14 protein-coding genes are annotated in these 25,007 nt (G+C 58.8%); 5 read left to right on the top strand and 9 right to left on the bottom strand.

Annotated elements, in window-relative coordinates:
- Positions 1 to 37: 37 nt before the first annotated feature.
- Both JK199_RS09010 and JK199_RS09005 read left to right on the top strand, forming a co-directional pair.
- Positions 38 to 2,827: a phosphoenolpyruvate carboxylase gene (locus JK199_RS09010; protein WP_212375350.1), complete on the top strand. Its 2,790-nt coding sequence runs from the start codon at positions 38 to 40 to the stop codon at positions 2,825 to 2,827.
- Positions 2,828 to 2,994: 167 nt separating this feature from the next.
- Entirely contained in the window at positions 2,995 to 5,154 is a 2,160-nt protein-coding gene (locus tag JK199_RS09005) for an AsmA family protein (RefSeq protein WP_212375348.1), read from the top strand.
- 216 nt (positions 5,155 to 5,370) lie between these two features.
- On the opposite strand, the gene JK199_RS09000 is transcribed toward JK199_RS09005, so the two are convergent.
- The 6 genes from JK199_RS09000 to JK199_RS08975 form a co-directional block, all read right to left on the bottom strand.
- Positions 5,371 to 6,636 (bottom strand): acyl carrier protein, encoded by a 1,266-nt coding sequence (locus JK199_RS09000; protein ID WP_212375346.1) that lies wholly within the window; start codon positions 6,634 to 6,636, stop codon positions 5,371 to 5,373.
- 2 nt (positions 6,637 to 6,638) lie between these two features.
- Complete coding sequence (locus tag JK199_RS08995; RefSeq protein ID WP_212375344.1) at positions 6,639 to 8,123, bottom strand: AMP-binding protein; 1,485 nt, start codon at positions 8,121 to 8,123, stop codon at positions 6,639 to 6,641.
- A 216-nt stretch (positions 8,124 to 8,339) separates the two neighbouring features.
- Complete coding sequence (gene fusA / locus JK199_RS08990) at positions 8,340 to 10,427, bottom strand: elongation factor G (protein WP_025827617.1); 2,088 nt, start codon at positions 10,425 to 10,427, stop codon at positions 8,340 to 8,342.
- A gap of 217 nt (positions 10,428 to 10,644) precedes the next feature.
- Complete coding sequence (rpmB, locus tag JK199_RS08985; RefSeq protein ID WP_086656111.1) at positions 10,645 to 10,950, bottom strand: 50S ribosomal protein L28; 306 nt, start codon at positions 10,948 to 10,950, stop codon at positions 10,645 to 10,647.
- A gap of 114 nt (positions 10,951 to 11,064) precedes the next feature.
- Positions 11,065 to 11,367: a hypothetical protein gene (locus tag JK199_RS08980; RefSeq protein ID WP_025827621.1), complete on the bottom strand. Its 303-nt coding sequence runs from the start codon at positions 11,365 to 11,367 to the stop codon at positions 11,065 to 11,067.
- A gap of 93 nt (positions 11,368 to 11,460) precedes the next feature.
- On the bottom strand, positions 11,461 to 13,287 hold the full coding sequence (locus JK199_RS08975; RefSeq protein WP_212375342.1) for an ABCB family ABC transporter ATP-binding protein/permease: 1,827 nt from the start codon (positions 13,285 to 13,287) through the stop codon (positions 11,461 to 11,463).
- Between the two features lie 127 nt (positions 13,288 to 13,414).
- Here JK199_RS08975 and JK199_RS08970 point away from each other — a divergent pair, with 127 nt between their 5' ends.
- Complete coding sequence (locus JK199_RS08970; protein ID WP_212375340.1) at positions 13,415 to 14,314, top strand: NUDIX hydrolase; 900 nt, start codon at positions 13,415 to 13,417, stop codon at positions 14,312 to 14,314.
- A gap of 27 nt (positions 14,315 to 14,341) precedes the next feature.
- Here the strand turns inward: JK199_RS08970 and JK199_RS08965 are convergent, their stop codons facing one another.
- The 3 genes from JK199_RS08965 to JK199_RS08955 are packed head-to-tail and all read right to left on the bottom strand — an operon-like array spanning position 14,342 to position 22,007.
- Complete coding sequence (locus tag JK199_RS08965; RefSeq protein WP_212360657.1) at positions 14,342 to 17,308, bottom strand: [protein-PII] uridylyltransferase; 2,967 nt, start codon at positions 17,306 to 17,308, stop codon at positions 14,342 to 14,344.
- A gap of 57 nt (positions 17,309 to 17,365) precedes the next feature.
- Complete coding sequence (gene mutS, locus JK199_RS08960; protein WP_212375338.1) at positions 17,366 to 20,014, bottom strand: DNA mismatch repair protein MutS; 2,649 nt, start codon at positions 20,012 to 20,014, stop codon at positions 17,366 to 17,368.
- A 46-nt stretch (positions 20,015 to 20,060) separates the two neighbouring features.
- Positions 20,061 to 22,007, bottom strand: coding sequence for a tetratricopeptide repeat protein (locus tag JK199_RS08955; RefSeq protein ID WP_212375336.1), 1,947 nt, complete (start codon positions 22,005 to 22,007; stop codon positions 20,061 to 20,063).
- A 150-nt stretch (positions 22,008 to 22,157) separates the two neighbouring features.
- Here JK199_RS08955 and JK199_RS08950 point away from each other — a divergent pair, with 150 nt between their 5' ends.
- Positions 22,158 to 23,663 carry a carboxypeptidase M32 gene (locus JK199_RS08950; protein WP_212375334.1) on the top strand — a complete coding sequence of 502 codons (1,506 nt, stop codon included), beginning with the start codon at positions 22,158 to 22,160 and terminating at the stop codon, positions 23,661 to 23,663.
- 139 nt (positions 23,664 to 23,802) lie between these two features.
- The gene (locus JK199_RS08945) at positions 23,803 to 24,954 is read left to right on the top strand and encodes an L-dopachrome tautomerase-related protein (protein ID WP_212375417.1); all 1,152 of its coding nucleotides are present in this window, start codon (positions 23,803 to 23,805) and stop codon (positions 24,952 to 24,954) included.
- Positions 24,955 to 25,007: the final 53 nt, after the last annotated feature.

Here is a 25,007-nt window from a genome sequence, read left to right as displayed (position 1 = left end):
ATCCCGTCGCACGGCGAGCCCTGAACGAGGCGCATTAATGGATTTTTCTACACTTTCTCCTGAGCTTCAGACCATTTTTGCACCCATCCTGCAGGATAAAAAATCTCCGCTGCCGGTTGAAGGCGTCAATCCGGTTCTCTCCACAGCCCGTCGGCTGGGCGATGCGCTGGAAGAGGGGCAACTGTCTCTCGCAGATGTGACGGCTCTGGTGCAGACACTGCGGGATTCCGCTTTTCTGCGCCGCGCCAGCCGCCTGCACCGGTACGTTGGCGGCGCGGAAACAGCCACAACCGCCAGACGACTGGCCGCCGTAACCCACCGCGTCATAGCGGCGCTGCCGGAACCCACGCCGGAGGCGTTTCAGGCGGCTGTCAGCCCGGTGCGTTTTGCCGCAGTGTTCACGGCGCACCCGACATTTGCCGTGAGCAACCCGGTTTATGCCACGCTGGCCGAAAGTGCCTCGGAAGAAGTTCTTCCCGAAAGCGTGCCGTTTTTTGAAACCCATCGCCGGGATGAACCCCCGACGCTGGAAGAAGAATTCACGCTGGCAACGCTGGCCATCAGCCGGGCGCGTGACGCGATGGACCAGCTGAACGGCGCTTTGCTGGAAACAGCGCGGGAGCACTGGCCGGACGCATGGACGTCTGTCATCCCCCGGCCCGTCATCGCCACAAGCTGGGTGGGCTATGATACGGACGGGCGCACCGATATCGGCTGGTGGGATACGCTCCGCCTGCGCCTGCGCATGAAGCTGTTTCAACTGGAACGTCTGGCACAGCAGATCAGCACAACGCAGGCCAGCGCTCCGGCGCTGATGGACCGCCTGCATCAGGCGATTGCCTGTGTCGAAGCGCAGATTAACGCCACACCCACCGGTCCGGATGCCGAGGCTGTGGCCCGGTTTGCTGATGTGCTGGTGAACAGCCACCAGACCGCCTTGCTGAATGCGGGTGATCTGGCGGACGATCTGGACGCCGCCATTCAGGCCGCTGAACCTGCCGACCGCCTGCCACTGGCAATCGCCCGTGCCGGTTTTATGGCGCACGGGCTGGCTCTGGCGCACACGCATGTCCGCCTTAACGCCACGCAGATCCATAATTTTGTCCGTCAGAAGCTGGATATCCCGGATGATCCGGCCAATCCGTCTCACCGCCGGGCCGTTCTGAACCGCCTGAATGACGCACTGGACACGGTGCAGGCTGTGCCGGTTGATTTTGGCGCCCTGATGAGTGACCCGTCCACAGCAGGCCGCCTGATGATGACGGTCGCGCAGATTTCCAAACATATTGATAACGAGACCTCGGTCCGCTTCCTGATTGCTGAAACAGAAACAGGATACACGCTGCTGGCAGCGCTCTGGGCAGCTCTGCATTTTGGCGTTGCGGACAAAGTGGAAATCTCCCCTTTGTTTGAAACGGAAGAAGCCCTGAGCAACGGGGACCGGATTGTGGAAGAAGCCCTGCGCTCCCCCACATGGCGGGCTTATGTGCAGCGCACAGGGCGCATCAGCTTCCAGTTTGGGTATTCCGATTCCGGGCGGTATGTCGGGCAGCTAGCCGCGACCTATCTGATTGAACGCCTGCGCCTGAAAATTCATGACCTCCTTGTGCGCTGGAACCTTCAGGACGTTACGGTCATTTTCTTTGACACCCACGGCGAAAGTATTGGCCGGGGCGCGCATCCGTTCCGTATGGCCGGGCGGCTGAGCTATCTTTCCCCCCGCCATGTCCGGGCGGAATTTGCCAGAACCGGCATCGCCTGCCGGGAGGAAACCGCTTTTCAGGGCGGGGATGGTTATGTGCTGTTCGGCACACCACAGCTTGCGGGCGCCACACTGGCCACCATTGCGGAAAACCTGTTCAACCCCCTGCATCAGGAAGGCGACCCGGTTTATGAACAGCCTGTCTTTTCTGCTGACTTTTTCTCCAGCATTTCTGAAGGCATGCAGGCACTGGTGGAAGACCCCGGTTATGCCGCCCTGCTAGGCGCGTTTGGCCCGGCCCTGATTGACCGTACCGGCTCACGCCCCCCGGCCCGCCAGAGTGCGGAAGCTGCGACCAGCACCCGGCTGACCCACCCCAGCCAGCTCCGCGCCATTCCGAATAATGCGATTCTCCAGCAGCTCGGCTGGTGCGCCAACACCCTGCAAGGGCTGGGGGCTGCTGTGCGCCGCCACCCTGAAACCTTTGAAATCTTCAACACCTCCAGCCCGCGCTTCCATCGCGCTCTGGATTTTGCGCGCCATGCCCTGAGCTGTTCGGATGATCGGGTGCTGCAATCCGTTATCAACCTGCTGGACCCCGGCTACTGGCTGGACCGTGCCACGGCCGAAGGCAAAGCCTCACGCCGGGCCGCGTTTCTCACCCTGATGCATGATCTGGAAAAGCTGAACCTCTCGGCCGACCTGCGCACTCTGTTCCGCCGTATTCAGGCGGACCATCTCGCACTGCGGGAAGCATGGGAAGATGCCCCGCATGGCGCCCCACTCAATCGGGCGCTGCATGCCATCCGGATTGCGCTGATTGAGCGGATCTGGATTCTGGCCTGCCGGATCCCCTTCTTTATGCCGCGGGGTGGCTTTAACCGGGATATGATGATGCAGCAGATCCTGCGTCTGGAAATTCCGGCTGTCCTGAAGGAAATGGTGCATATTTTCCCATCCGGAACGGTTGCCTCCAACCTTGATTTCCATGAACCACGCGGCCCGCGTGAGCAGGGAATTTATGAACGCGAACATCGGGAAATCTTTATGCCCATGCAGCAGATGTTTGCTCTGCTGCGCGAGATCAGTGTCGGGGTCATGCATGACATCGGGGCATTTGGCTAAGGGATAAGCCTTACCGCCCGAAACGCTCAGCCCGGAACCAAACTCTCCGGGCGGGCGTTCAGTCTTGCAGGACTGTCACAAACTGCGAAACATTTTATGCCCCGAACGTCATATTCCTCCCCTGCGCTCTGCTTTTTTCTGACCTCAGATCAGGGGAGCGCGTTCTCATGACCACAGCAACGCCGGACACCCCTCCCCGCGCGAGACATCTCGGGTTGAAAATTTTTGGCGGCATTACGCTCGCCATCCTGCTCCTGATCCTGTTCTGGTCATGGGACTGGTTTGTGCCTCTGGTCAATTCCCGGGCCACAGCACTCCTGCATCGCAAAACCACAATTGCGCATCTGCATGTACATCTGGGCCGCGTTACTACCATCAAGGTGGACGACCTCAAAATTGAGCAGCCCAAAACATTTGAAAAAGAAAAAAACCAGTTTGCGCAGACCAAAAGCCTTAGCGTATCGGTTGATGTCTGGTCTTACCTCTGGCACCGCACTCTGCGCCTGCCGCTCATTGCGCTGGAACAGCCGACCGCAGACATCATTGCTCTAAAAAATAACCTGAACAACTACACCTTTACCGAAGACGGCAAACCTGCCAGCACGCCTGCACAGCCAGATACCACCGGCAAAACAAACCTGCCAGATATCGGCGAACTGCGTATTACCGACGGCACGTTGCATGTAAAATATGATCCGCTTCAGGCCGATATGCAGGTTTCTGTGCAGACAACCCCGCCTGAGGGGACTAGTCGTGGCACGCTGCGTCTGGACGCCAAAGGGCGTTATGCGCAGCAGCCCATTAGCGCACGCTTTATTGGCGGCGCGTTACTCTCTTTTGTTGCAGATAAAGACCCCTACCCCGTTGACCTCAGCGTGCAGAACGGCCCCACCAACGCCACCCTGAAAGGGGATGTGGTGCATCCGATGAGCTTTGCCGGTGCTCACCTTAAGCTGCATTTTGCAGGGCCTGATATGTCCCTGCTTTATCCGCTGACCGGCGTGCCAATCCCGCGCACTCCGGCCTACACCATTACCGGCAATCTGGATTACAGCCGCAACCACATCCTCTTCAAGGATTTTGAAGGCAGGATGGGCACCAGTGATATTGGTGGCACTCTTGAGGTTGATCCACACCAGAAGCCTATGGCTCTTCAGGCCAATCTGCGCTCAAAACAGGTTAATCTGGTGGATCTCGGTGGGTTCATCGGTGCAAAGCCGACAAAAACGGCTGCTGAGAAAAAGCAGGATGCCAAAAGCAAGACCGTTCTGCCAGATACTCCCATCAATATTCCGCGCCTGAACGCCATTAACGCGCACGTCACATATCACGGAGCACATATCGAAAATAAGCAGCTTCCCCTTGATAATATCGACACGGAGTTTTTCATCAACAATGGTGAAATTGACCTCAAACGGCTGAATTTTGCTGTTGGGAATGGCACACTGGCCAGTTCCGCAACGCTCAAGCCGGATGGTTCCCTGTTTGACACGACCGCACGGATTGACTTTGCGCGCATTGATCTGGCCCGCATCATGCAGGCCACAGCCAATTCCAAAGCGCGTGGAATTATTGGCGGCCACATGACCCTGAGAGCGAAGGGGAACTCCATTGCCAGCCTGATGGCTGCGGGAAATGGCGGCCTAACACTGGTGCTGGATCAGGGGGGCGATATTACGGCCATTCTGCCGGATATTATGGGCCTGCAACTGGGCAATGCTATCCTGACAGCCCTCGGACTTCCATCCCACACCGACATCAAATGCTTTATTGCCGATATGCCGCTGAAAAACGGGATCGTCTCCACCAACACCCTACTGCTGGAAACCGGTGAAGCCCGTACGCTTGGCCGCGGCACGATTAATTTCAAAACCAATACTCTGGACTACTCCCTGACCACCCGTGCCCAGAACCCGACCATTGCGTCTCTGCCGGGAGCGTTCAACATCACCGGCCCCATCAAATCTCCTACCGTGTTACCGGGTGCGGAAATTCTGGGGCGCGCGGCAGCAGCAGCGGGCCTCGGCTTCGTTTTCCCGCCTCTGGCCCTGCTGCCAACCATTCAGCTTGGTGTTGGTGATGATTCCCGCTGCTCTCGCGCGGTGCAGGCTGTCAACCAGAACCCAGCCGCAGGCATTGCTCCCGGTTCACTGTCTCATGCCGCAGGCACCAGACGCAGTGTGTCATCCACGCACGCCAGTCGTCGCCCGCAGGGCAGCACCAAAAAGGGGACAGGCAAAACTGCTGAGCCCAAACAGCACGAAGGCCGTATGACACCAGAAGAAGTCCGTGCGGCCTGGAATGCCAAGCTACACGCGAAGCACTGATACTCTCACTGGAGCACCGATCCGCATTTTTCCGTGAAAATAAAAGTGAAAACCCAGGTTCTGACCGAACCTGCTTTTGCAGCCAGAACACCCGGAAGACTGCTTTTTGAGAGTGGCTGGAAGCTACCCCGTTCTGGAGCTTCCAGCCTTAATACCTTACAGCAGTCCCCGACCGTAAAATCTTCCCTCAGCCTGTCTCTGGAAAATGATTACGTGTCAGGAGGCTTGCATGAGCCTGTTCACGACACCGGTGAAGCCCTGAATTGTCTGCGTTTCATCAAAATCTTCTGCTGAGAGAGATATCTTAAAATGCTCTTCCACAGCCATAATAATATTAACGTGCTTCAGAGAGTCCCACCCAGAAATCTCAGAGGGGAACTGCACACTGTCCAGTGAAAGGTTCGGAATATTGAGTTGCTGGGAAACAAGTCTCGACAACACATGCACAGCATCGTCCTGTTCTGACTGACGATCCTGATGAAGAGCATTGATGTTCTGGCTTGCGACTGCGCCTGAAAAGCTATCAAGCTCCGGATACATCTGAAGGGTGTTTTTCAGAAGCTCAAGCCAGTCCGCGTCTTCGCTCCAATGCCCTTTCCAGTGCTCGTTCGGCTTTTTGATGTATCCACACCACAAATCCGCGTCCAGCTTCTCTATCGTTCCCGGCGGATGGTCCTGATCTGCGTTCTGGACCCATAAGAGCTTGTTGGGACCATAATTTTTCAAAATATCCAGAAGCTTTTTTATATTCACAAGAGAAGATGGAACACCGCTTTTCCATATCCAGACTTTGCGGCCAAGCTCCAGTTCTCTGAGGAACTGGCTTTTCATAAATTCAATAACGACTGAAAAATCAGGTATTTTTTGACCAATCGTTTCTTTAGGAAAATTCTTTACGAGAAGACCGGTATGGGTGGACCATTTATACATTTTATGTCGTATCCGCCATTCAGGATCGACATTGTTCCACTCCTCTTCCGGAAGAAACATGTCCAGAAAATCCGGCTTTTCCAGTTGATGGAGACGATATTTGAGCAGCATCATTAAATGCGGCAGACGGTCTGCACTATTTTCCGACGCCGCTGAGAAGCGCAGAAGATGGGGGTGCAAAATACCCGCGCGTTGCTGCACCAGTCCAAATTCACAATCTTCCCCAAGGCTTTCAAAGTTACTAAAAACCCGCAGACGTTCTGATAGTTTTTTGGGTGCCCCGGCAGAGGATGTTTCTGACGCCTGAGAGGCTTTTGTCACCAGATCATCAATCGTCACCACATCGTCCAGAAGTGTATCTGGCAGTTTGTGCGAGAGCTTTTTTTGTAATGCGACAACGGTGGAGACAGTCATGTTGTTGCCCCACCCGACAATGTCGGTAAATTTCAGATCAGGGTTCCACAACGGGATGGAATGCCCCAATGTTTCTTCCATGATGTCCTTTACACATGACATCATGGAGTTTTTATCCATTTCAATTTTATGCAGCATCTTCAAATTCTCCCTTCAATTGCCGTTTCTATTTTTTTTCGATCTACTTTGCCGTTTTCATTTCTCGGAAAAACATCAATATTGATGATGATATCCGGGATCGCATAAGGCTCCAGAGACTTAGAAAGCTCTTTTCTGATAAAAGACGCGTCTGGATTCTGAGATGTCTCAATAACAACGACAATTTTCTGCTGCATATAAAGAACGCAGGATTTATCGTACCCAATAGCACTAAGGGCTCCATAAATCTCTTCTATCTCTATCCGGTAGCCTTTATGCTTGATCTGGAAATCAAAACGCTCCGCAAAATATATTTTACCGTTAATTCTGATACCACGATCCCCGGTGAAATACCCCAGAACCGGTCCCTGATCCGTTTGCACGTCTCGGAAGGCCGCCTGTGTGGCCTCCGGATTGCCCAGATATCCATCAGCCAGTTGCGGGCCAGTGATCACAATTTCTCCGTCGTCAGGACTTTCCCCAACCAGTAACAGAGCCATGTCAGAAATTGGGTTTCCCAAGGTCACAGATGGAAAGCTGGCTTCCTGTAAGAGCACATCTGTAACTTTGATATGTGTCATAGAAACGGTTGTTTCTGTGGGGCCGTATGTATTGAAAATATCAGACGCTGGCAGCGTTTGTCTGAGCATACGCGCCTGACTGACCAGCAAAGCCTCACCACAAAAAACGAATTGCTTGAGTGTTTTCAGATTTTCGAATGTCAGTTCATTAGATTGCTGCATCAGGGTGATGGTACTGGGGACAGAAATCCACACGCTTATCTGTTTGGCCGCAATCATACGGGCTGGCCGCATCCGATCAAAAAATGTCTCTATGGGGCAAAGGGCAGCACCGGCACACAGCCCCCCGTAAATCTCCATAACACTCAGGTCAAAAGCAATATTGGCATACTGGCTAACCCGATCCTGAGGCGTGATGAATAAGCACTCAGACATCCACCCGACATAATGGTCCAGTGCCTGCCGCCCTATCACGACACCTTTGGGGAGCCCGGTCGAACCAGATGTAAAAATAACATAGGCAGGCCGACTGGACGGTAGAATAAGGATTTCTGTGTCTTTATACGTTTCAACAGAATTCTGTATAGTTTCTATAGAAAGAGTTTCACAAACAGAACTCTCTCCGCACAACATCTCTATTTCTTGCTGACTTCCTATAATGACATCAGGTTTGAAAATCTCGACTATTCTCCGTTTTTTTTCCAAAGATGAGAGAAGGTTGAGCGGAGCATACGTGGCATCACTTGCAAGAGACGCAAACATAGCGGCATACGCATATTCGCCTGCGGGGGCAGCAATAAGTATTTTCCTAAAATTGTTTTTTGTAAAAACTGCTGCAAACGCCTTCATGATTTGAAGCAACTGAGAATAATTTATACTATTTTTTGCACGGTATACTGCCGTATTTTGCGGATATTCTTCGCAAATTGTGAGAAATTTTCTCACTGTATCATTTTCTGACATCATTTATGTCCTGAATTTTTATGTCATAGAAAATTGAGTAATCACAATTCTCTATCCAATAGACATGTGTAATTTTTGAGTATTTACCGATAAAATCTCATTTATAAGATTTTACCGGATATCGTGAGGTAATTCAGATTTTGTAGCGAAGATACAAAAAAAGCCACCTCAAGATGAGGAGGCTTTTCTGTATCCGTAGATAATCCCGGAGACGATGGCTTATTTAGACTGAGCCATGATCTCTTCTGCCACGTTGCGCGGCACGGGGTCATAGTGATGGAACTGCATGGTGAAGGATGCGCGGCCCTTCGTCATGGAACGCAGGTGAGAAATGTAACCGAACATTTCCTTCAGCGGCACATGAGAGCGAACCATAACCGTGGAACCGGAGGTTTCCTGGCTTTGGATCATGCCACGACGACGGTTGATATCACCCACAACGTCACCAACGTGATCGTTCGGGGTGGTCACTTCCACGTCCATGATCGGCTCAAGAATAACCGGACCAGCCTGTTTCATACCTTCACGGAAGCAAGCCTTAGCCGCGATTTCGAACGCCAGAGCGGACGAGTCAACGTCATGGTACTTACCGTCAAGCAGCGTGAACTTGAAGTCCACCGTCGGGAAGCCTGCCAGCACGCCGGTAGAAGACTGCATGCGGATACCTTTTTCAACCGCAGGAATATATTCCTTCGGCACGGTACCGCCAACAACCTTGTTTTCAAAGTGAATGCCATCGTTCCGCTCAACCGGCTCGAAAGCAATTTTCACTTCAGCGAACTGACCGGAACCACCAGACTGCTTTTTATGCGTGTAGGTTTCCGTGTGCGGCTTGGAGATGGTTTCACGATACGCCACCTGCGGTGCACCGACGTTTGCATCCACACCATATTCACGACGCAGACGGTCGATGATGATGTCGAGGTGCAGTTCGCCCATGCCGGACAGAATGGTCTGACCCGTTTCCTGATCCGTCTTCAGCTGGAGGGAAGGATCTTCACTGGCCAGCTTCTGCAGCGCCAGCGTCATCTTTTCCACGCCGTCTTTGGTTTTCGGCTCAACAGAGATGTCGATAACCGGGATCGGGAAGCTCATACGTTCCAGAACAACCGGATCGGCCGCATCAGCAAGCGTATCACCTGTCTGAGAGTCTTTCAGACCCACGAACGCAGCAATATCACCAGCATGAACTTCCGTCAGTTCTTCACGCTTGTCAGCATGCATCTGGTAAATACGACCGATACGTTCCTTGTGGCCCTTCGTGGTGTTCAGAACCGTATCACCGGTTTTCAGCACGCCACGGTAGACGCGGACGAAGGTCAGCGTGCCGTATTTGTCGTTGATGATTTTGAAAGCGAGGCCAGCAAACTTGCCGTCCGGGTCAACCGGGATGATCGGCTGAGCGGCTTCATCGTCTTCTTCACCTTCCGGCGGAGCGCAACGGATGCCTTCAACGTCATTCGGGGCCGGCAGGTAGTCGATCACGGCGTCGAGCAGCGGCTGAACGCCTTTGTTCTTGAACGCCGTGCCACACAGAACCGGGCGGAACTCACCAGAGATGGTGCCCTTCTTGATGCAGCGCTTCAGCGTTTCAATGGAGACTTCGCCGTTTTCGAAATACTCTTCCATTGCCTTGTCATCGACAGCCAGAGCGGTGTCGAGCAGGTTCTGGCGGGCTTCAGCAGCCTTTTCTTTCAGATCGGCCGGAATTTCTTCATCGTGGAACTTCGCGCCCAGCTCACCGCCTTCCCAGACGATTGCTTTCATCTCGATCAGATCAACCACGCCCAGGAACTGGTCTTCAGCGCCAATCGGCAGCTGCAGCGGGATCGCGACGATGTCCAGCTTTTCCTTCAGCGTGTCGAATGCACGGTAGAAGTTCGCGCCGGTACGGTCGAGCTTGTTGATGAAGATGATACGCGGAACCTTGTAGCGGTCAGCCAGACGCCAGTTGGTTTCAGACTGCGGCTGAACACCGGCCACACCTTCAATGATGAAGACAGCGCCATCGAGCACGCGCAGAGAACGGTTCACTTCGATGTTGAAGTCGATGTGTCCGGGGGTGTCGATGATGTTGATGCGGTGGTCGTTCCACTCACAGGTCACAGCAGCGGAGGTAATGGTAATACCGCGCTCACGTTCCTGCGCCATGTAGTCGGTCGTGGTGTTACCGTCGTGCACTTCACCAATTTTGTGAGACACACCGGTGTAGTACAGAATACGCTCGGTCGTGGTTGTCTTGCCCGCGTCGATATGCGCGGTGATCCCGATATTACGGATCTTCGAAAGGTCGGATTTGGCGGACACGAAAACCTCCAGAAAACAGGTCAGGCGCGACAGGGAACCCTTCGCGCCTGTGGCTACCGAACACCGTGCTGATCCCAGTTTTGTTTTAGGAAGCCCGGCTGCCGGAAACCGGCCGATAGACGAAAAGTGCCTGACACCCTGCCAGACACCTGCACAGAAAATCCGGACCGTCAGATTTTGACTGGCCCGGACCCACTGCGGTTAGGAAACCCCTGAATCAGGCGCCAGCGGCAGCCTGTTTTTTAGCCTGAGCGCGCAGCACGCGGCGCTTCACGACCTGAGCTTCTTCCGGCAGCTTGCGGTTAGGCGTGCTGATCAGGAAGGAGTCCAGACCACCATTATGTTCAATGGTGCGGAGGCCACGGGTGCTGACGCGCATGTGCACGGCGGCGCCCAGGATGTCGGACATCAGGGATGCTTCCTGCAGGTTGGGCAGGAAACGGCGACGGCTTTTGTTATTGGCGTGACTGACGTTGTTTCCGGTCAGAACGCCTTTGCCGGTAATCTGGCAGCGACGGGACATTGTCTCATCCTTGTCTTAGGTATCAAACAGAGGGCCGAGACAATTTGCCCGGCGACCACATTCAGGATTGGCGCGGCTTATGGCTGAGCAAGCGCCTTCCGTCAAGGGTTGACCTCAGGCTTTCTCACTTTCCGGAGCAGTCTGTGCCTGTGTTGCTGCATGAATCTCGCCTGTACGCACGCTGTGCGCGGCAGAGTCGAGAATATGCAGGATGGTGTCTTTATCCATGCTCCGGGCCAGCAGCCCCAGAGAGCCGCCCAGCAGGGCAGAGGCAATTGCCAGCGGCGGGTGATTCTCTTTAAGCAGGTGCTCCATCGCACTTTCGACCACCATGGCGCAGCGGGCCAGATCGTCCGGCACACCCGGCATTGCGTCTGATGTGGGCTCGGCGGGTGTATGTCCTGCTGTATCCGTCATGATAATTCCTCTTCTTTCCTTGTCTCAGACACCGGCCCGCAGACCAGTGCTTCATTCGATTCGCCAGAGATGACCGCCCGGACGTTCCTGCCGTTACCCGGCAAGACGCTCTGCCACGCTTTCTGCCCCCTGCGCCGCCCACATGGCGGCATACTGCCCGCCAGAAGCCAGCAGAGCCTCGTGCGTGCCACGTTCGATCACACGCCCCTGCCCCATCACCAGAATTTCGTCCGCATCCACAACGGTGGACAGGCGGTGCGCAATGACCAGCGTGGTGCGGGAGGCAGAAACGGCTTTCAGAGCCGCCTGAATCTCCTGTTCCGTATGTGTGTCCAACGCGCTTGTAGCCTCGTCAAGCACAAGAACACGGGGGTCTTTCAAAAGTGTTCGCGCAATGGCCACACGCTGCTTTTCCCCGCCTGAAAGCTTCAGCCCGCGTTCCCCCACCTGTGTCTGGTAGCCATCCGGCAGAGACATGATGAAGTCATGGATCTGCGCCTGTCGCGCCGCCTGCTCCATCTCCGCCGGAGTGGCTCCCAGACGCCCGTAGGCGATGTTGTAGCCAATCGTCTCGTTAAACAGCACGGTATCCTGCGGCACCACGCCTATGGCCGCCCGCAGATCCTCCTGCCGGTAGGCACGCACGTCATGCCCGTCCACCAGCACTGCGCCGGACCAGACATCATAAAACCGGAACAGCAGGCGGCTGATGGTGGATTTGCCAGCCCCCGTTGAGCCGACAATGGCGACCTTCTGGCCCGGTGCCGCCACAAAACTCACCCCATGCAGAATTTCGCGCTCGGGCCCGTATCCAAACCGGACGTCCCGAAACGCCACTTCCGCCGGAGCAGAGTCCGCAAGCCGCGTGGCGATTGGCAGCGGGTTTTCCGGGTCCGCCACTTCCACATGTTCTTCAACCAGCCCGAACATCTGCTCCAGATCCACCATGGCCGTGCGGATGGCGGAATAGACAGACCCCAGAAAATTAAGCGGCCCGTAAAGCTGAAGCAGGTAGGTGTTGATCATGACGAACTGCCCCACGCTGATCCGCCCGGCCTCAACATCCCGCCCGGCCAGCAACATGATGAGCGTGAGTGCCACGGCAATAATCGCCGCCTGCCCGAAATTGAGCAGCCCGAGGGAATACTGGGTTTTCCGTGCAGCCTGCTCATACCGGGCCTGTGCCGCATCATAGCGGGTCGCCTCATGCGCCTCGTTGCCGAAATATTTGACGGTTTCATAATTCAGCAGGCTATCCAGAGCCTTGCCGCTGGCCTCGGTATTGCTCTCATTCATCCGCCGCCGGATACCCAGCCGCCATGAGGTGAACAGGACCGTAAAGCCGATATAGGCCGCAATCATCAGCACCATCAGGCTGACATAGCGCCAGTCAAACACCTGCCAGATCACCACCACAACCAGCAGGGCCTGCAAAATGGTGGGAGAGATGGACATGCCCATCCGCAGCAGGGTTTCCACTCCCTCCGTGCCACGCTCAATGGCGCGGGTCACACCCCCTGTCCGGCGGTCCAGATGGAAGCGTAAGGAGAGTTTGTGCATATGCTGGAAACTGCGGAAGGCGGCCTGCCGCGCTACCCGAAACCGCACAGGCGCAAACAGGGAATCCCGCAAATTTGTCAGCGCGGCGGACACAAGCCTGACCAGCCCATACCCCAGAATGAGCGCAAACGGCGCCATGGCAAGGCTGCCGGGATGGGAGAGACGATCCACCACGCGGCTGTAAGCCATTGGCACGGCCAGCGTGGCAAGCTCTCCGCCCACCAGCACCAGCAGCACAAGCACAACACGCCACCTCAGCCCGCTGTTTTCACGCGGCCAGAGATACGGAAGAAGACGGGCAAGAGTGACTGAGGCTGGCTGTTTAAGCGCCCCGGACGGAGAACGATTACGTGGTGACATACCCCCGCATGTGGCACGCCTCCATAATTTTGCAACCCCGCCGCACCTTGCCTCGCTCCGGTATCCGCCGGATAAACACAGACGCCTTGCGCGTTTATGGTCTCATTCAAGCACGACAGGATTTCCGATGCCTTCGGACGATACCGCCTTTCTTCGTCACCTCAGGCAATGCAACACTGCCGTCGTGCCCGGTGCGCGCTTCCCGTTTTCTCTGGGCTGCAGCCCCGCGGGATGGGTCACTCCGGACCTGACGGAGACTCTGGAACAGCGTGGCCTCGGGTCCCGCACGCGGGGCTTTAACCTGCCTGACCCGGCTGATCTGGAAGCGCTGGGGGAAGATCTGGCGCGGAGCGGTGTTTATCGCTCTCATCACGAACTGTTTGACGTCATGCCGGATGTGGACCAGCCCGTGCTGGCGCGGATTGACCGTGGCGCTCTGCCCCTGTTCGGGCTGGTGGCCGCCGGGGTGCATCTGAACGGTCTGGTGCGCAAGACAGACGGATTATATCTGTGGACAGGCCGCAGAGCCGCCAACAAACGGCTGGACCCCGGCAAACTGGACCATCTGGTGGCAGGCGGTGTGCCTGCCGGGCACACACCGTGGGACGCACTGCTGAAGGAAGCAGCGGAAGAAGCCAGTATTCAGGAAGACCTCGCCCGGCAGGCGCAGCAGGTGGGGCGTCTTGTCTACGCGCTGGACCGGCCCGAAGGGCTGCGGCGCGATATTCTGTATTGCTACGACCTGTTCCTGCCCGAAAGCTTTGAGCCGGTTGCCGCGGACGGGGAAGTAGAATCCTTCCACCTGATGCCGCTGAGCGATGTTTACAAGCTGGTGCGGGATACGGACGAATTCAAATTCAACGTCAATCTCGTGCTGATTGATCTCTTTCTGCGCAACGGGCTGATTGACCCGCACTCCGCAGAAGGCCGCCAGTTGCGGGAGGGGCTGAACCACGGCCTGTCTGCCGCCAGCCCCGGCCACACAATGTCTGGCCACCAGACGGCTGTGGCACCCGCAACACTCTGAGGGGGCGCAGGGCCCCGCATTCCGGCTTCAGGCTGAAATGCGGGCGTCCAGCAGGGCCTTGGCTTCCGCCTCAGCCTCTTTCATGCCTTTCAGCAAGTGTTCGCGGATTTCTTCCAGACGCTTCTTATCCGTGATTTTCAGCCCGAAAAGATCCTTCACGTAAAACACGTCCACCGCCCGCACTCCGTAGGTGGTAATGTGGGCTGAGGCGATCTGAAGGTTTTCTTCGCTCATGGCGGCTGTCACGTCATGCAGCAGGCCGGGGCGGTCACGACCGTTGATTTCAATCACCGTGTAGGTATTGGACGCGCCGTTATCAATCACCACACGCGGTGGCACATGAATCGCGCGCATCCGCATTGGCATGTGACCGAAGCCGGCCTGCGCAATTTCAGCCCCAATATCAATCTGCCCGCTCAGGGCCTGCTCAATCAGCGAACATAGCCGCGCCAGACGATGCGTTTCTTCATACGCGCTGCCAGCCGTGTCCTGAATCCAGAACGTATCCAGAGCCATGCCGTGCATCATGGTGTGAATACGCGCATCAACAATGGACGCCCCGGCCAGTGCGAGCGCCCCTGCAATTTTGGAGAACAGGCCGGGTACGTCCACGGTATAAACCGTTACTTCCGTCACACCCCGCGCAGGCAGCGGCAGCACCTCCACCGTCAGCGGTGCGTCCCGCCCGTCCGCATCCCGGATCAGGCGAGCATGCCGTTTGTGCGTTTCATGATCGAAGGACAGCCAGTAACCCGCGTAGCCCAGGCCTAGGAAGCGGTCGATATCCTGCGGTGCAACGCCGTCTTCGGCCAGAATTTCAGACGTAATTTCCTTGGCGTGACGCACGCGCACGTCCCGCTCCGTCGTGGCGAGACCACCGGCCAGCACTTCCGCCACGCGCACATACAGCTCACGCAGCAACGTGGCCTTCCATGCGTTCCATACGCGGGAGCTGACGGCCCGCATGTCCACAATCGTCAGCAGCAGCAGCAGACGCAGGCGTTCGGGAGACTGAACAATGTCCGCCACATCCAGAATGGTCTTGGGGTCATCAATATCACGCTGGAACGCCGTGTGGCTCAGCAGCAGATGGTGCAGGACCAGCCAGGAAACGGTTTCCGTTTCCTCACCCGACATGCCCAGTCTGGGGCAGAGATCCGCCGCAATTTCAGACCCGATTTCCGAATGGTCCCCTCCGCGCCCCTTGGCGATGTCGTGCAGCAGCACAGCCATATACAGCGCGCGGCGGGAATGCAGACCTTTGACAAGCTCATACGCCACCGGGATTTCATCCGCCATGCGGCCGGATGCGACTTCATCCATGATACGGATGGCTTCTATCGTATGCTCATCGACCGTGAACACGTGATAGGTATCAAACTGCATCTGGCCGACAATACGCGCCCAGTCCGGGATCAGCCGCCCGAAAATCCCTGTCTCGTTCAGGATATGCAGCCAGTGCGCGTGGCCGGGTGGAGTCTGCTGTTCATAGCTGGAATCGCGCAGGGGGAGTGCCGCCGCATCCTCCGGGGCAGGCACACTGGCATCGCGCCGACGGCGCGGGGGCAGGTCCTGCGGTTCCGTCTCACCACAAAGCAGGTCGAGAAAAATCCGCGCGGCTTCCGGGTCATCCCGGAGCGCCACGGCCCGGCGCTCCCAGCGGATAAGCTGATGCCGCCCAAGCGGATGCAGAGGCCTGCGGCGCATCCGCGCCCAGTCCAGCAACTGCATCATCTTGATGGGTTCCTGATCAAACGAGATCCCGCGTTCCGGCAGGATCTGCCCGTCAACCAGAGTAAATCCGGCCTCCCGCATGGCCTCATCGGGCTTGACGGCCGTGGCGGCCGGGCCCTGCGCCTGCCGCAGCACGGCGGGTTCCAGCACATGCGTCAGGCGCATCACCTCCCGCGCTGTCAGGAAATAGTGGCGCATAAAGCGTTCCACACCATTCTGACGGCCATGCCGGGTATAGCCCATGCGTGCGCCGATCACCGGCTGCATATCAAAGGTCAGGCGCTCTTCCGCACGCCCGGCGACGTAATGCAGATGCAGGCGCACCGTCCACAGGAAATCCCATGACCGGCGGGCGCGCGCCGCTTCCTGCTCCGTCAGCAGGCCCATCCAGATAAATTCCGGTGCCAGAAGGTCCATGACATGGCGGGTGCCGAACGTGTTCCGGCACATCCAGTACAGCGTCTGCAAATCCCGCAGGCCGCCGCGCCCTTCCTTGATGTTGGGCTCCACCAGATAGGGGCTATCCCCAAACCGGCGGTGCCGTTCCAGCCGCTCACGCCGTTTGTCCTGAATAAAACCGGGCGCTCCGGCCTCCACACAGGCGACAATATAGCGCGCCTCAAACATGGCGAATAACGCAGCATCCCCGGCCAGCAGGCGGGCATCCAGCAACGCAGTGCGGACTGTGGTGTCCTTCCGCGCTTCCTCAATACATTCATTGATGGTGCGCGTCGCGTGCCCGACTTTCAGGCCCAGATCCCACAGGAAATACAGAACATATTCCACCAGCCGGTGCGCGTTCTGGACATTTTCTTCTTCTGTCAGGAACAGCAGATCAATATCGCTGAACGGGGCCAGAAGGCCACGCCCGTAACCTCCGGTTGCCGCCACAACAAGCCGCCCTGCGGCAGGAGGCGCGCCCTCCCCGATCTGCCCGACGCCTTCCGCCGTGCCGGTCGCCCGCAACGCAAGGTCGACAATGCCCCGCAGCATCACGTCCGTGAACGCCGCAATCTGCTTGGCGGCTTTTGCGCCCTTCAGTTCGTGCGATTCAAACCGGCTGCGGACATCCGCCTGATACCGGCCAAGATGGCGGCGGAAGATCGCCACGGACTCATCCCGCTGCGGGATGGTTGCGTCTGCCGGTGTGGCGTCCCGGAGTTCCCGCGCAAGGCAGGCAGCAAGCCCCTCCGGGGTGAGGGACGCAAGGGCGGAAACATCGGGCTGCCCGGGGGCAGCATGTGCGGGGGAAATCGACATTGCGGTCGGAATCTGCTCCTGAGGGTCGTCTGATAAAGAACCCGGTTTAACTCTGGCTCAACTCTGGGCCGGACATCCATCTTCCCGCACGGCCTCTTTATGAAGCTCGTACAGAATATCCAGTGCGGCACGCGGCGTCAGAGTATCCGGGTCTACCTCTAACAGTCGCTTCCTTAACGTATTTTCGTCTTCCTGCGGTAATATCTTCTGCGTGTCGAACAAAGGCAGGGGCTTGGGCCCGGTTGCGTGGTCCCGCTCCAGTTCCCGCAAAAGCCGCCCTGCCCGGTCCACGACTGAAGGGGGCACCCCTGCCAGTTTGGCAACATGCACACCCCAGCTTTTCTTGGCGGAACCGGCCAGAACCTCATGCAGAAAGACAATCTGGCCCCGCCATTCCCGCACCGCCATGGTGTGCGGGGAAAGGCGCGGCAGAGTGTCCACCAGTCCGGCAAGTTCATGGAAATGCGTTGCAAAAATTGCACGGCAGCGCACAGTTGAATGCAAAGCCTCCAGCACCGCCCACGCAATAGCCAGACCATCCAGCGTTGCCGTGCCGCGCCCGATTTCATCCACCACAACCAGAGAACGCGGGCCAGCCTGATTCAGAATGGCGGCGGTTTCCGTCATTTCCACCATAAAGGTGGAGCGCCCACGCGCCAGATCATCCGAAGCGCCCACGCGGGAAAAGAGCTGATCCACAATGCCGATATGCGCTTTATCAGCAGAAACAGGGAAGCCCCCCTGCGCCAGCAGCACGGCCAGAGCCGTCTGCCGCAGGAAGGTGGATTTACCGGCCATATTCGGGCCGGTCAGCAACATCACGCGGCGGCTGGCAGACAGATCACACCCGTTAGGCGTAAAGCGTGTGCCTTTTGGCAGAGCCGCTTCCACCACCGGATGACGGCAGCCTTCCAGCACAAAAGCCGTATCGTCCGTGACCACCGGACGGCACCAGCTCCCCCCCGCAGCCAGCAGAGCGCAGGATTGCAGCACGTCCAGCACCGCCAGTGCCCTCGCCAGAACCGGCAGCGCTTCCTCCGCCAGAATACGCTCAACCAGCGCGGCAAAGACCGCTTTTTCACGCGCCGCAGCCCGTTCCGCCGCCTCGGCAATCCGGGCATCCAGTGAGGAAAGCTCCTCTGTAGAGAAACGGGCGTTGCTCGCTGTGCCTTGCCGGAACATCAGATCATCCCGGTCTTTAATACGGGCACTGGCAGCAACAGGCACTTCAATCACATACCCAAGCTGAGCGTGGTGTTTGATCTTGAGGCTCGCCACCCCGAATCGGCTGGCATACTCCGTCTGCAAACCGGCCACGATCCGCCGGGAATTGTCCCGGAGGCCTCTGTACCCATCCAGTTCGCCGTCATATCCGGCGGCAATAACCCCGCCATCTTCCAGCCGGGCAGGCAGATCCTCCGCCACGGCGCGCACCAGTTCCGCTTCCAGTTCCGGCGCAGCCCCGAGGCTGGCTGCAGCTCGCGCCAGATAGGCTGGCAAAGCGGTATGATCCGCCCCCAGAGCCGCGGCAGCTGCACGGGCGGCATGCAGGCCATCCCGCACGGCAGCCAGATCCCGCGGCTGACCGCGACCAAGGGACAACCGCCCCAATGCACGGGCAATATCCGGCGCGCGCTTCAGCGCATCCCGCAGAGCGGCACTGCACGAGGGCGATTCGCGCAGCCAGCACCAGCCATCCTGTCGGGCAGCAATGCGGGCCGGGTCCGTCAGCGGTGCGGCCAGCCACTCCGCCACCATACGCGCCCCGGCGGAGGTAACGGTCTGATTCATAGCGGAGAACAGGGTATGTTCCGTTCCGCCATCCCGTGCGCGCAAAATATCCAGACTGGCGCGGGTCGCAGGGTCTATCCCCAGCACACCGCCTTCCATCTGCGGGCTTGGGTGCGCAAGGCGCGGCAGCTTCCCTGCCTGACTGCGCTGAACATAGTCCACAGCGACTGAGGCCGCGACGGCCTCTTCATCCGTAAAGGTGCCGAACGCATCCACACTGGCCACATCAAAAGCAGCCGCCAGACGCTGGCGGGCTGTTTCCACATTCGGGATCAGCACCTCGGGCGCGCGGGCAGAGTCATGCTCACCCAGCGCCATATCCGCCGGAGCCAGAATTTCCGCAGGGTCAAGCCGCCCCAGCAAAGCCGCCAGAGCGGCTGCCGCAACAGAAGCGGTTTCAAACAGGCCGGTCGAGACATCAATCCATGCCGCCCCGATCAGACTCTCAGCATCCGCTGCCTTGCTTTTCCGGCCTCGCCCGCTGCCGGGCTGTTCGGCCAGTGCCAGAAGCAGGTTGGAACGGCCCGGTTCCAGCAATTCATCTTCCGTCAGGGTGCCGGGCGTCACCACACGCACCACGGCGCGCGCCAGTGGTCCTTTGGGTGCCCCTTTGCCTTTGCGCGGAGCTTCGGTCTGCTCCGCCACCGCGACACGGAACCCCCGGCGGATCAGCCGGGCCAGATACGCAGACGCTGCCGCGACGGGCACACCACACATCGAGATCGGGTCACCCGCGTGGGTTCCTCGCGCCGTCAGCGCAATATCCAGTGCGGCGGCCGCAGCCGTGGCATCGTCAAAAAACAGTTCATAAAAATCGCCCATGCGGAAAAACAGCAGGGCTTCAGGATTTTCGGCCTTCAGCGCAAACCATTGCGCCATGGCGGGGGTGGCACCCTCGGGAGAATAACGCGTCATTGGCTTATCATACGGGCGTCACCCGGCGGGGCAACAGGCGTTGCGGTTACATCTTAACAAGTTTGCACAAAGCGTCCGCCACAGCCTGCACTGGTTCCGCCCACGGCCCATTGCCCTCACCGTAAACAGGCTGAGAAAACAGCCGCAGACTCGGGTACCACAGGTTCGCCCTCTCTCCGCCGGGTACGGGCCGGGAAGACCCTTCCGCCCAGCGCCAGTCCCCGCCAAAGCGGTTCAGCAGCCACACCGGCTTTCCAAGCACACCAGCCAGATGCGCAATAACGGTATCAACCGTAATCACCACATCCAGCCCGGCCATCAGGCACGCGGTGCTGAGCAGATCGCCCTCGGGCAGCGGGGCCGCCGGAAACGGCAGGTCTGCCACCGCATGGTTCTGCTGAAGGGACTGAAACACCACACCCGGCACGTCAGCCAGCGGCGCAAGGCAGGCAGGAGCGAGGGAACGACGGCGATCAAACCGATACCCCGGATTCCCCGCCCAGCAGAGACCAGTACGGAGGGGTTTTGACAGGGGCAAAGCTTTGGGCGGTTCTCCCGGCCCTCCCGCTGAGAGTGGGCCATTGGCTTCGGCCATACCCTCTCCCGCATCCGGCAGACGCATCATCTGCCGCCAAGGATAAGGCTCAGACAGCCCAAGGCACGCAGGCAAACTCAACAGAGAACAGCACGCGACAGCCCCGACAGACCGCGCTGTCTGCCCTTTTTGCAGCAGCGTCACCCGCCCGGTGCGCACAGGCTCCATCCGCGCAACCAGAGAACGCAGGGCCTCCGGCACAGCCAGCAGCACCGGCGCACGGTCCAGAGCCGGCTCCACATAGCGCAAAAACTGAAGGGTATCGCCCAGCCCCTGCTCCGCATAAAGCAGAACCGGACTGCCGCCTGTGGCGGTTCCATCCCAGTGCGGCAGACCTTCCGTCTGGGATGCGGGCAGTAAACTCTGCCGGGCTTCAAACGCCTGCCAGCCTTCCTTAAAGCGCCCTTCCGCAAGCAGCACTGTGCCCAGATTGAAACGCGCCCTCGCCCGGTCCTGCTCTGAGGCCGGTCCGCTTTCAACCTGCCGGAAGAGGGCTTCTGCCTCCTGCCTGCGGCCAAGGTCTGCCAGCACCGTCCCGTAATTCACCGCCAGCCGGGCGTCCTGCGGGCGGGCGGCAAGGGCTGCCCCCAGTTCCTGCTCTGCGGCATCCAGTGCGCCCAGCGCCATCTGCACAAGCCCCAGATTGGTCCGTGTTTCCGGTGCATCCGGCACGCGGCGGACAGCGTCCTGCAAGACGACTCTGGCTTTTTCAAAAGCGCCTTGCGCAAAAAGGGCGGCCCCATAATTCGCCAGCGCCGCCGCGTCCTGCGGAAATGCCTCAGCCACCACCGCAAAAAATGGCGCAGCCTCCCGCATCCGCCCGGCCCGCTCCAGCAACAGGGCATGCTGGTTGTGGGCAAAAATAGTGTCCGGAGCCAGACGGAGCGCTTTTTCCGAGACGCGCAAGGCCTCTGTCACCTTGCCCTGCCGGGCGAGACAGGCGGCAAGGCTCAGATGTTTCTCACAATCCAGCGGGCGCAGCCTCAAGGCTGTGCGCAACGCCAGTTCCGCATCCTGCACGCGGCCAAGTGCCTCCAGACACGCCGCCATAACCTCATGCGCCCGCGGGTCACGCGGCGTCGCCATCACGGCTACATGCGCCGCAGCCCGGGCCGGTTCCGCGTGCTCCTGCTCAAGCAGCGCGTGCGCCAGCGTGATGTGGAAATGACCTTCTGGACGCAGGCCAATCGCCCGCCCGGCCAGCGCCACAGCAGACTGCGCATCCCCTCCGGCCCGCGCCACACAGGCCATGGCGTGCCAGGCCTCGGCGTCGGACGCATCCTCGCGCAAAAGCGTGCGCAGCATGGCCGCAGCCCGCTCTGCATCACCTACGGACAGAAGGGCCAGTGCCTGTTCGACCGATGGCGTCTGCGTTGCCATCCCGTTCTGATGGGGCATGTACTTTCCTTAAAGTCCGTCTGGAGAATGGGAGCAGATATTCTTCCCTGACACTCTGGCCAAACTTGACCACAGACAGTTCCGTCCCGCAGGGCGATGTTCTACCCTCCCGAGCACGCGTTGCCACCCTACAGGACCAGATTCCGAGTCATGAATAAAGCCTATCAGAGCCTAGAGCGCCATTTTGCCCGCCTGTCTTCCCTCAATGACGCCATCGGTATTCTGGGCTGGGACAAGGAAGTGATCATGCCCCACGGGGCCGCAGAGCGGCGGGCGGAAAATCTGGCCATGCTGGAAGGGCTGCGGCATGAAATTCTGACGGCCCCTGAAATGGCGGACCTTCTGGCAACGGCTGACGCCGGGGATGATGTCTGGCGCCGCGCCAACATTGCTGAAATGCGCCGCCTGCACACCCATGCCACCGCCCTGCCGGGGGATCTGGTGGAGGCCAGCGCACAGGCCACAGCCCGCAGCGAGATGGTGTGGCGTGAGGCCCGCCAGAATAATGATTTCAAAACCTTTCTGCCCTACCAGCAGGAAGTGCTGAACCTTACGCAGCAGATTGCCCGCGCCAAAGGTGAGGCGCTTGGCCTCTCACCCTACGATGCATTGCTGGACTCGTTCGACCCCGGCACACGCCAGACCGATATTGACCCGATTTTCAGCCGTCTGAGCGCAGATCTGCCCGGCCTGATTGCCACCGTGCTGGACAAGCAGCGCAGCCTGCCCCCGGCCGTTCCTCTTCAGGGACCGTTTCCGGTGCCGCGACAGGAAGCACTCGGCCGCAAGCTGATGCAGCAGCTTGGGTTCGATATGACGCGCGGACGACTGGATGTGAGCCTCCACCCCTTCTGCGGCGGGGCCACGCATGATGTGCGCCTGACCACGCGCTATGAGGAAGCCGATTTCCTCCCCGCCATGATGGGTGTCCTGCATGAAACCGGGCACGCACTGTATGATATGAGGTTGCCGGAACAGTGGCTCTCCCAGCCCGTCGGGCAGGCCGGGGGCATGACACTGCATGAAAGCCAGTCTCTCACTATGGAAATGCAGGTCTGCCGCTCCCGCGCCTTTGTGGACTGGGTGGCCCCTCTGCTGAGAGCCGAATTTAACATCCCCGAAGGCACAGCGGGCTGGGAGGCCGACAATCTGCTCCGTCTGGTAACGCATGTGGAGCCGGGCTTTATCCGCGTGGACGCGGATGAAGTGACATACCCCGCCCATATTCTCGTGCGCTATGAACTGGAAACCGCGATGATCAGCGGGGATCTGGCGGTTAAGGACCTCCCCGCCGCCTTTAATGACCGCCTCCACGCCCTGCTCGGCCTGCATGTGCCGGATGACCGGCGCGGCTGCCTGCAGGATATCCACTGGCCGGAGGGGCTGTTTGGGTACTTCCCCTGCTACGCCATGGGCGCATTTGCGGCAGCGCAGATTCGCACCGCCGCCTTCCAGCAGGACAGCCAGATTGCCCCGGCTCTGGCGGAGGGTAATTTTGCCCCGCTGCTGGGCTGGCTGCGCACCCATATCCACGGCCGCGCCCGCAGCGCCTCCATGCCGGACATCATCCGGGATGCGACCGGCGCACCGCTCGGGGCCGAAGCCTGGCAGACCCATATCCAGCGCCGCTATCTGGACCGCGCACCAGACGCCTGATTGCCCGCCTATCCTCCGCCTCTTCGCAGGGTTCTGGCGGGCCATGCGAAGAATGCGGTTGTCGGGGTGGACCAAAAAGGGGGAGACTGGCCGCATGTTTTCGCCGCACACGTACAGCAAGGCTGCCAGAAATTTCATGATGACCAGACGTACCCGGCCTTTTTCAGGGTTCCGCCGCGCCCTCGCTTTGACAACGCTGACCGCGAGCCTTGCCGCTGCCCTGCCACCCCACGCCGCATGGGCGGTACATATGCCGAAAGTGCCGGAACTCACGGCCTCGGCGCTCACACCCTTTACGCAGTCTGACAAACAGATCTGGGATGCCGTGGTCCCCCTGCCCGATGGCCGGATGCTGTTTGAAGCCCCGGCATGGGTGGGCAATCCCGGCCCGCAGCTTTCCGTCCGCAACACGGATGGCAGTTTTACGCCCTACCCGGATGCCGACTGGAACGCCGCGGAGGGCGACAGCGCCAGACGGATTATCGCCGCGGCAGGGCTGACCCTTCTGCCTGATGGCACGCTCTGGGTGCTGGACAGCGGGGTGCCTGACCGCAAGGCTCCGGCGGTGGCGCAACCTAAGCTGATCCATATTGATACCAAGAAGAATATCGTTCTGGGGACGATCGCCATCGAGAAAACAGCCCTGCATCCGGACAGTATTCTCTCCGGCGTCGCGGTCTACGGCAACACAGCCTATCTTGCCGACTCAGGTGTTGCGGGCGTGCTGGTTGTTGATATTCCCGCCGGCTCAACACGCCGCTTTCTGGACCGCCATCCGGCACTCACAGCCACGCGGCCCATCCAGATTCCCGGCGGCACACTCAACTGGGGAGATGGCCGCCCCGCCGCCATTGATTCCAGCATGATTGCCATCAGCCCGGATGGGCGCTGGATTGTGCTACAGGCGCCGGGCAATTACCTCGCCCGTGTGGACACCAGCACCTTTACGGACCCGGACATTACCCCCGCCGCCATGGAAGAAATTGTTACCCAGTGGTACAAAACGCCCTCACTGGGTGGCATGACCATTGGCCCGGATGGCACGCTCTACTGGTCTGATGTCAGCACTGGCAGCATTCTCAGCTACAGCACCGGCCGCATCCCGCGTAGGCTGATTACGGACCCGCGCCTGACCTACCCCGGCACCCCGGGCTTGGACGGGCACGGGCATCTGTTTGTGCCCACCATGCAGCTTGACCACACCGCGGCCTTCCAGAACGGTAAGGCCACTGTGAAATGGCCCGTCACGGTTTATCAGCTCACACTGCCCACCACCCCGCCCCCAACCTGAGCAGACGGATGCAGAAGGCTACTTCGCGCCGTCTCCCATTCAGGGTATAAGTC

Source organism: Acetobacter persici, from assembly GCF_018256955.1.
GTDB lineage: Bacteria > Pseudomonadota > Alphaproteobacteria > Acetobacterales > Acetobacteraceae > Acetobacter > Acetobacter persici.
This window is presented reverse-complemented; position numbering and strand designations above follow the sequence as displayed.

Bases quoted from the DNA above. Each gene is read 5' to 3' on its own strand.
- JK199_RS08995 (WP_212375344.1), bottom strand. From the start codon at position 8,123: ATGATGTCAGAAAATGATACAGTGAGAAAATTTCTCACAATTTGCGAA.
- JK199_RS08965 (WP_212360657.1), bottom strand. From the start codon at position 17,308: ATGTCGATTTCCCCCGCACATGCTGCCCCCGGGCAGCCCGATGTTTCC.
- JK199_RS08975 (WP_212375342.1), bottom strand. From the start codon at position 13,287: ATGTCACCACGTAATCGTTCTCCGTCCGGGGCGCTTAAACAGCCAGCC.
- JK199_RS08980 (WP_025827621.1), bottom strand. From the start codon at position 11,367: ATGACGGATACAGCAGGACATACACCCGCCGAGCCCACATCAGACGCA.
- JK199_RS08970 (WP_212375340.1), top strand. From the start codon at position 13,415: ATGCCTTCGGACGATACCGCCTTTCTTCGTCACCTCAGGCAATGCAAC.
- JK199_RS09005 (WP_212375348.1), top strand. From the start codon at position 2,995: ATGACCACAGCAACGCCGGACACCCCTCCCCGCGCGAGACATCTCGGG.
- JK199_RS08945 (WP_212375417.1), top strand. From the start codon at position 23,803: ATGACCAGACGTACCCGGCCTTTTTCAGGGTTCCGCCGCGCCCTCGCT.
- mutS (WP_212375338.1), bottom strand. From the start codon at position 20,014: ATGACGCGTTATTCTCCCGAGGGTGCCACCCCCGCCATGGCGCAATGG.
- JK199_RS09000 (WP_212375346.1), bottom strand. From the start codon at position 6,636: ATGCTGCATAAAATTGAAATGGATAAAAACTCCATGATGTCATGTGTA.
- JK199_RS08955 (WP_212375336.1), bottom strand. From the start codon at position 22,007: ATGCCCCATCAGAACGGGATGGCAACGCAGACGCCATCGGTCGAACAG.
- JK199_RS08950 (WP_212375334.1), top strand. From the start codon at position 22,158: ATGAATAAAGCCTATCAGAGCCTAGAGCGCCATTTTGCCCGCCTGTCT.
- rpmB (WP_086656111.1), bottom strand. From the start codon at position 10,950: ATGTCCCGTCGCTGCCAGATTACCGGCAAAGGCGTTCTGACCGGAAAC.
- JK199_RS09010 (WP_212375350.1), top strand. From the start codon at position 38: ATGGATTTTTCTACACTTTCTCCTGAGCTTCAGACCATTTTTGCACCC.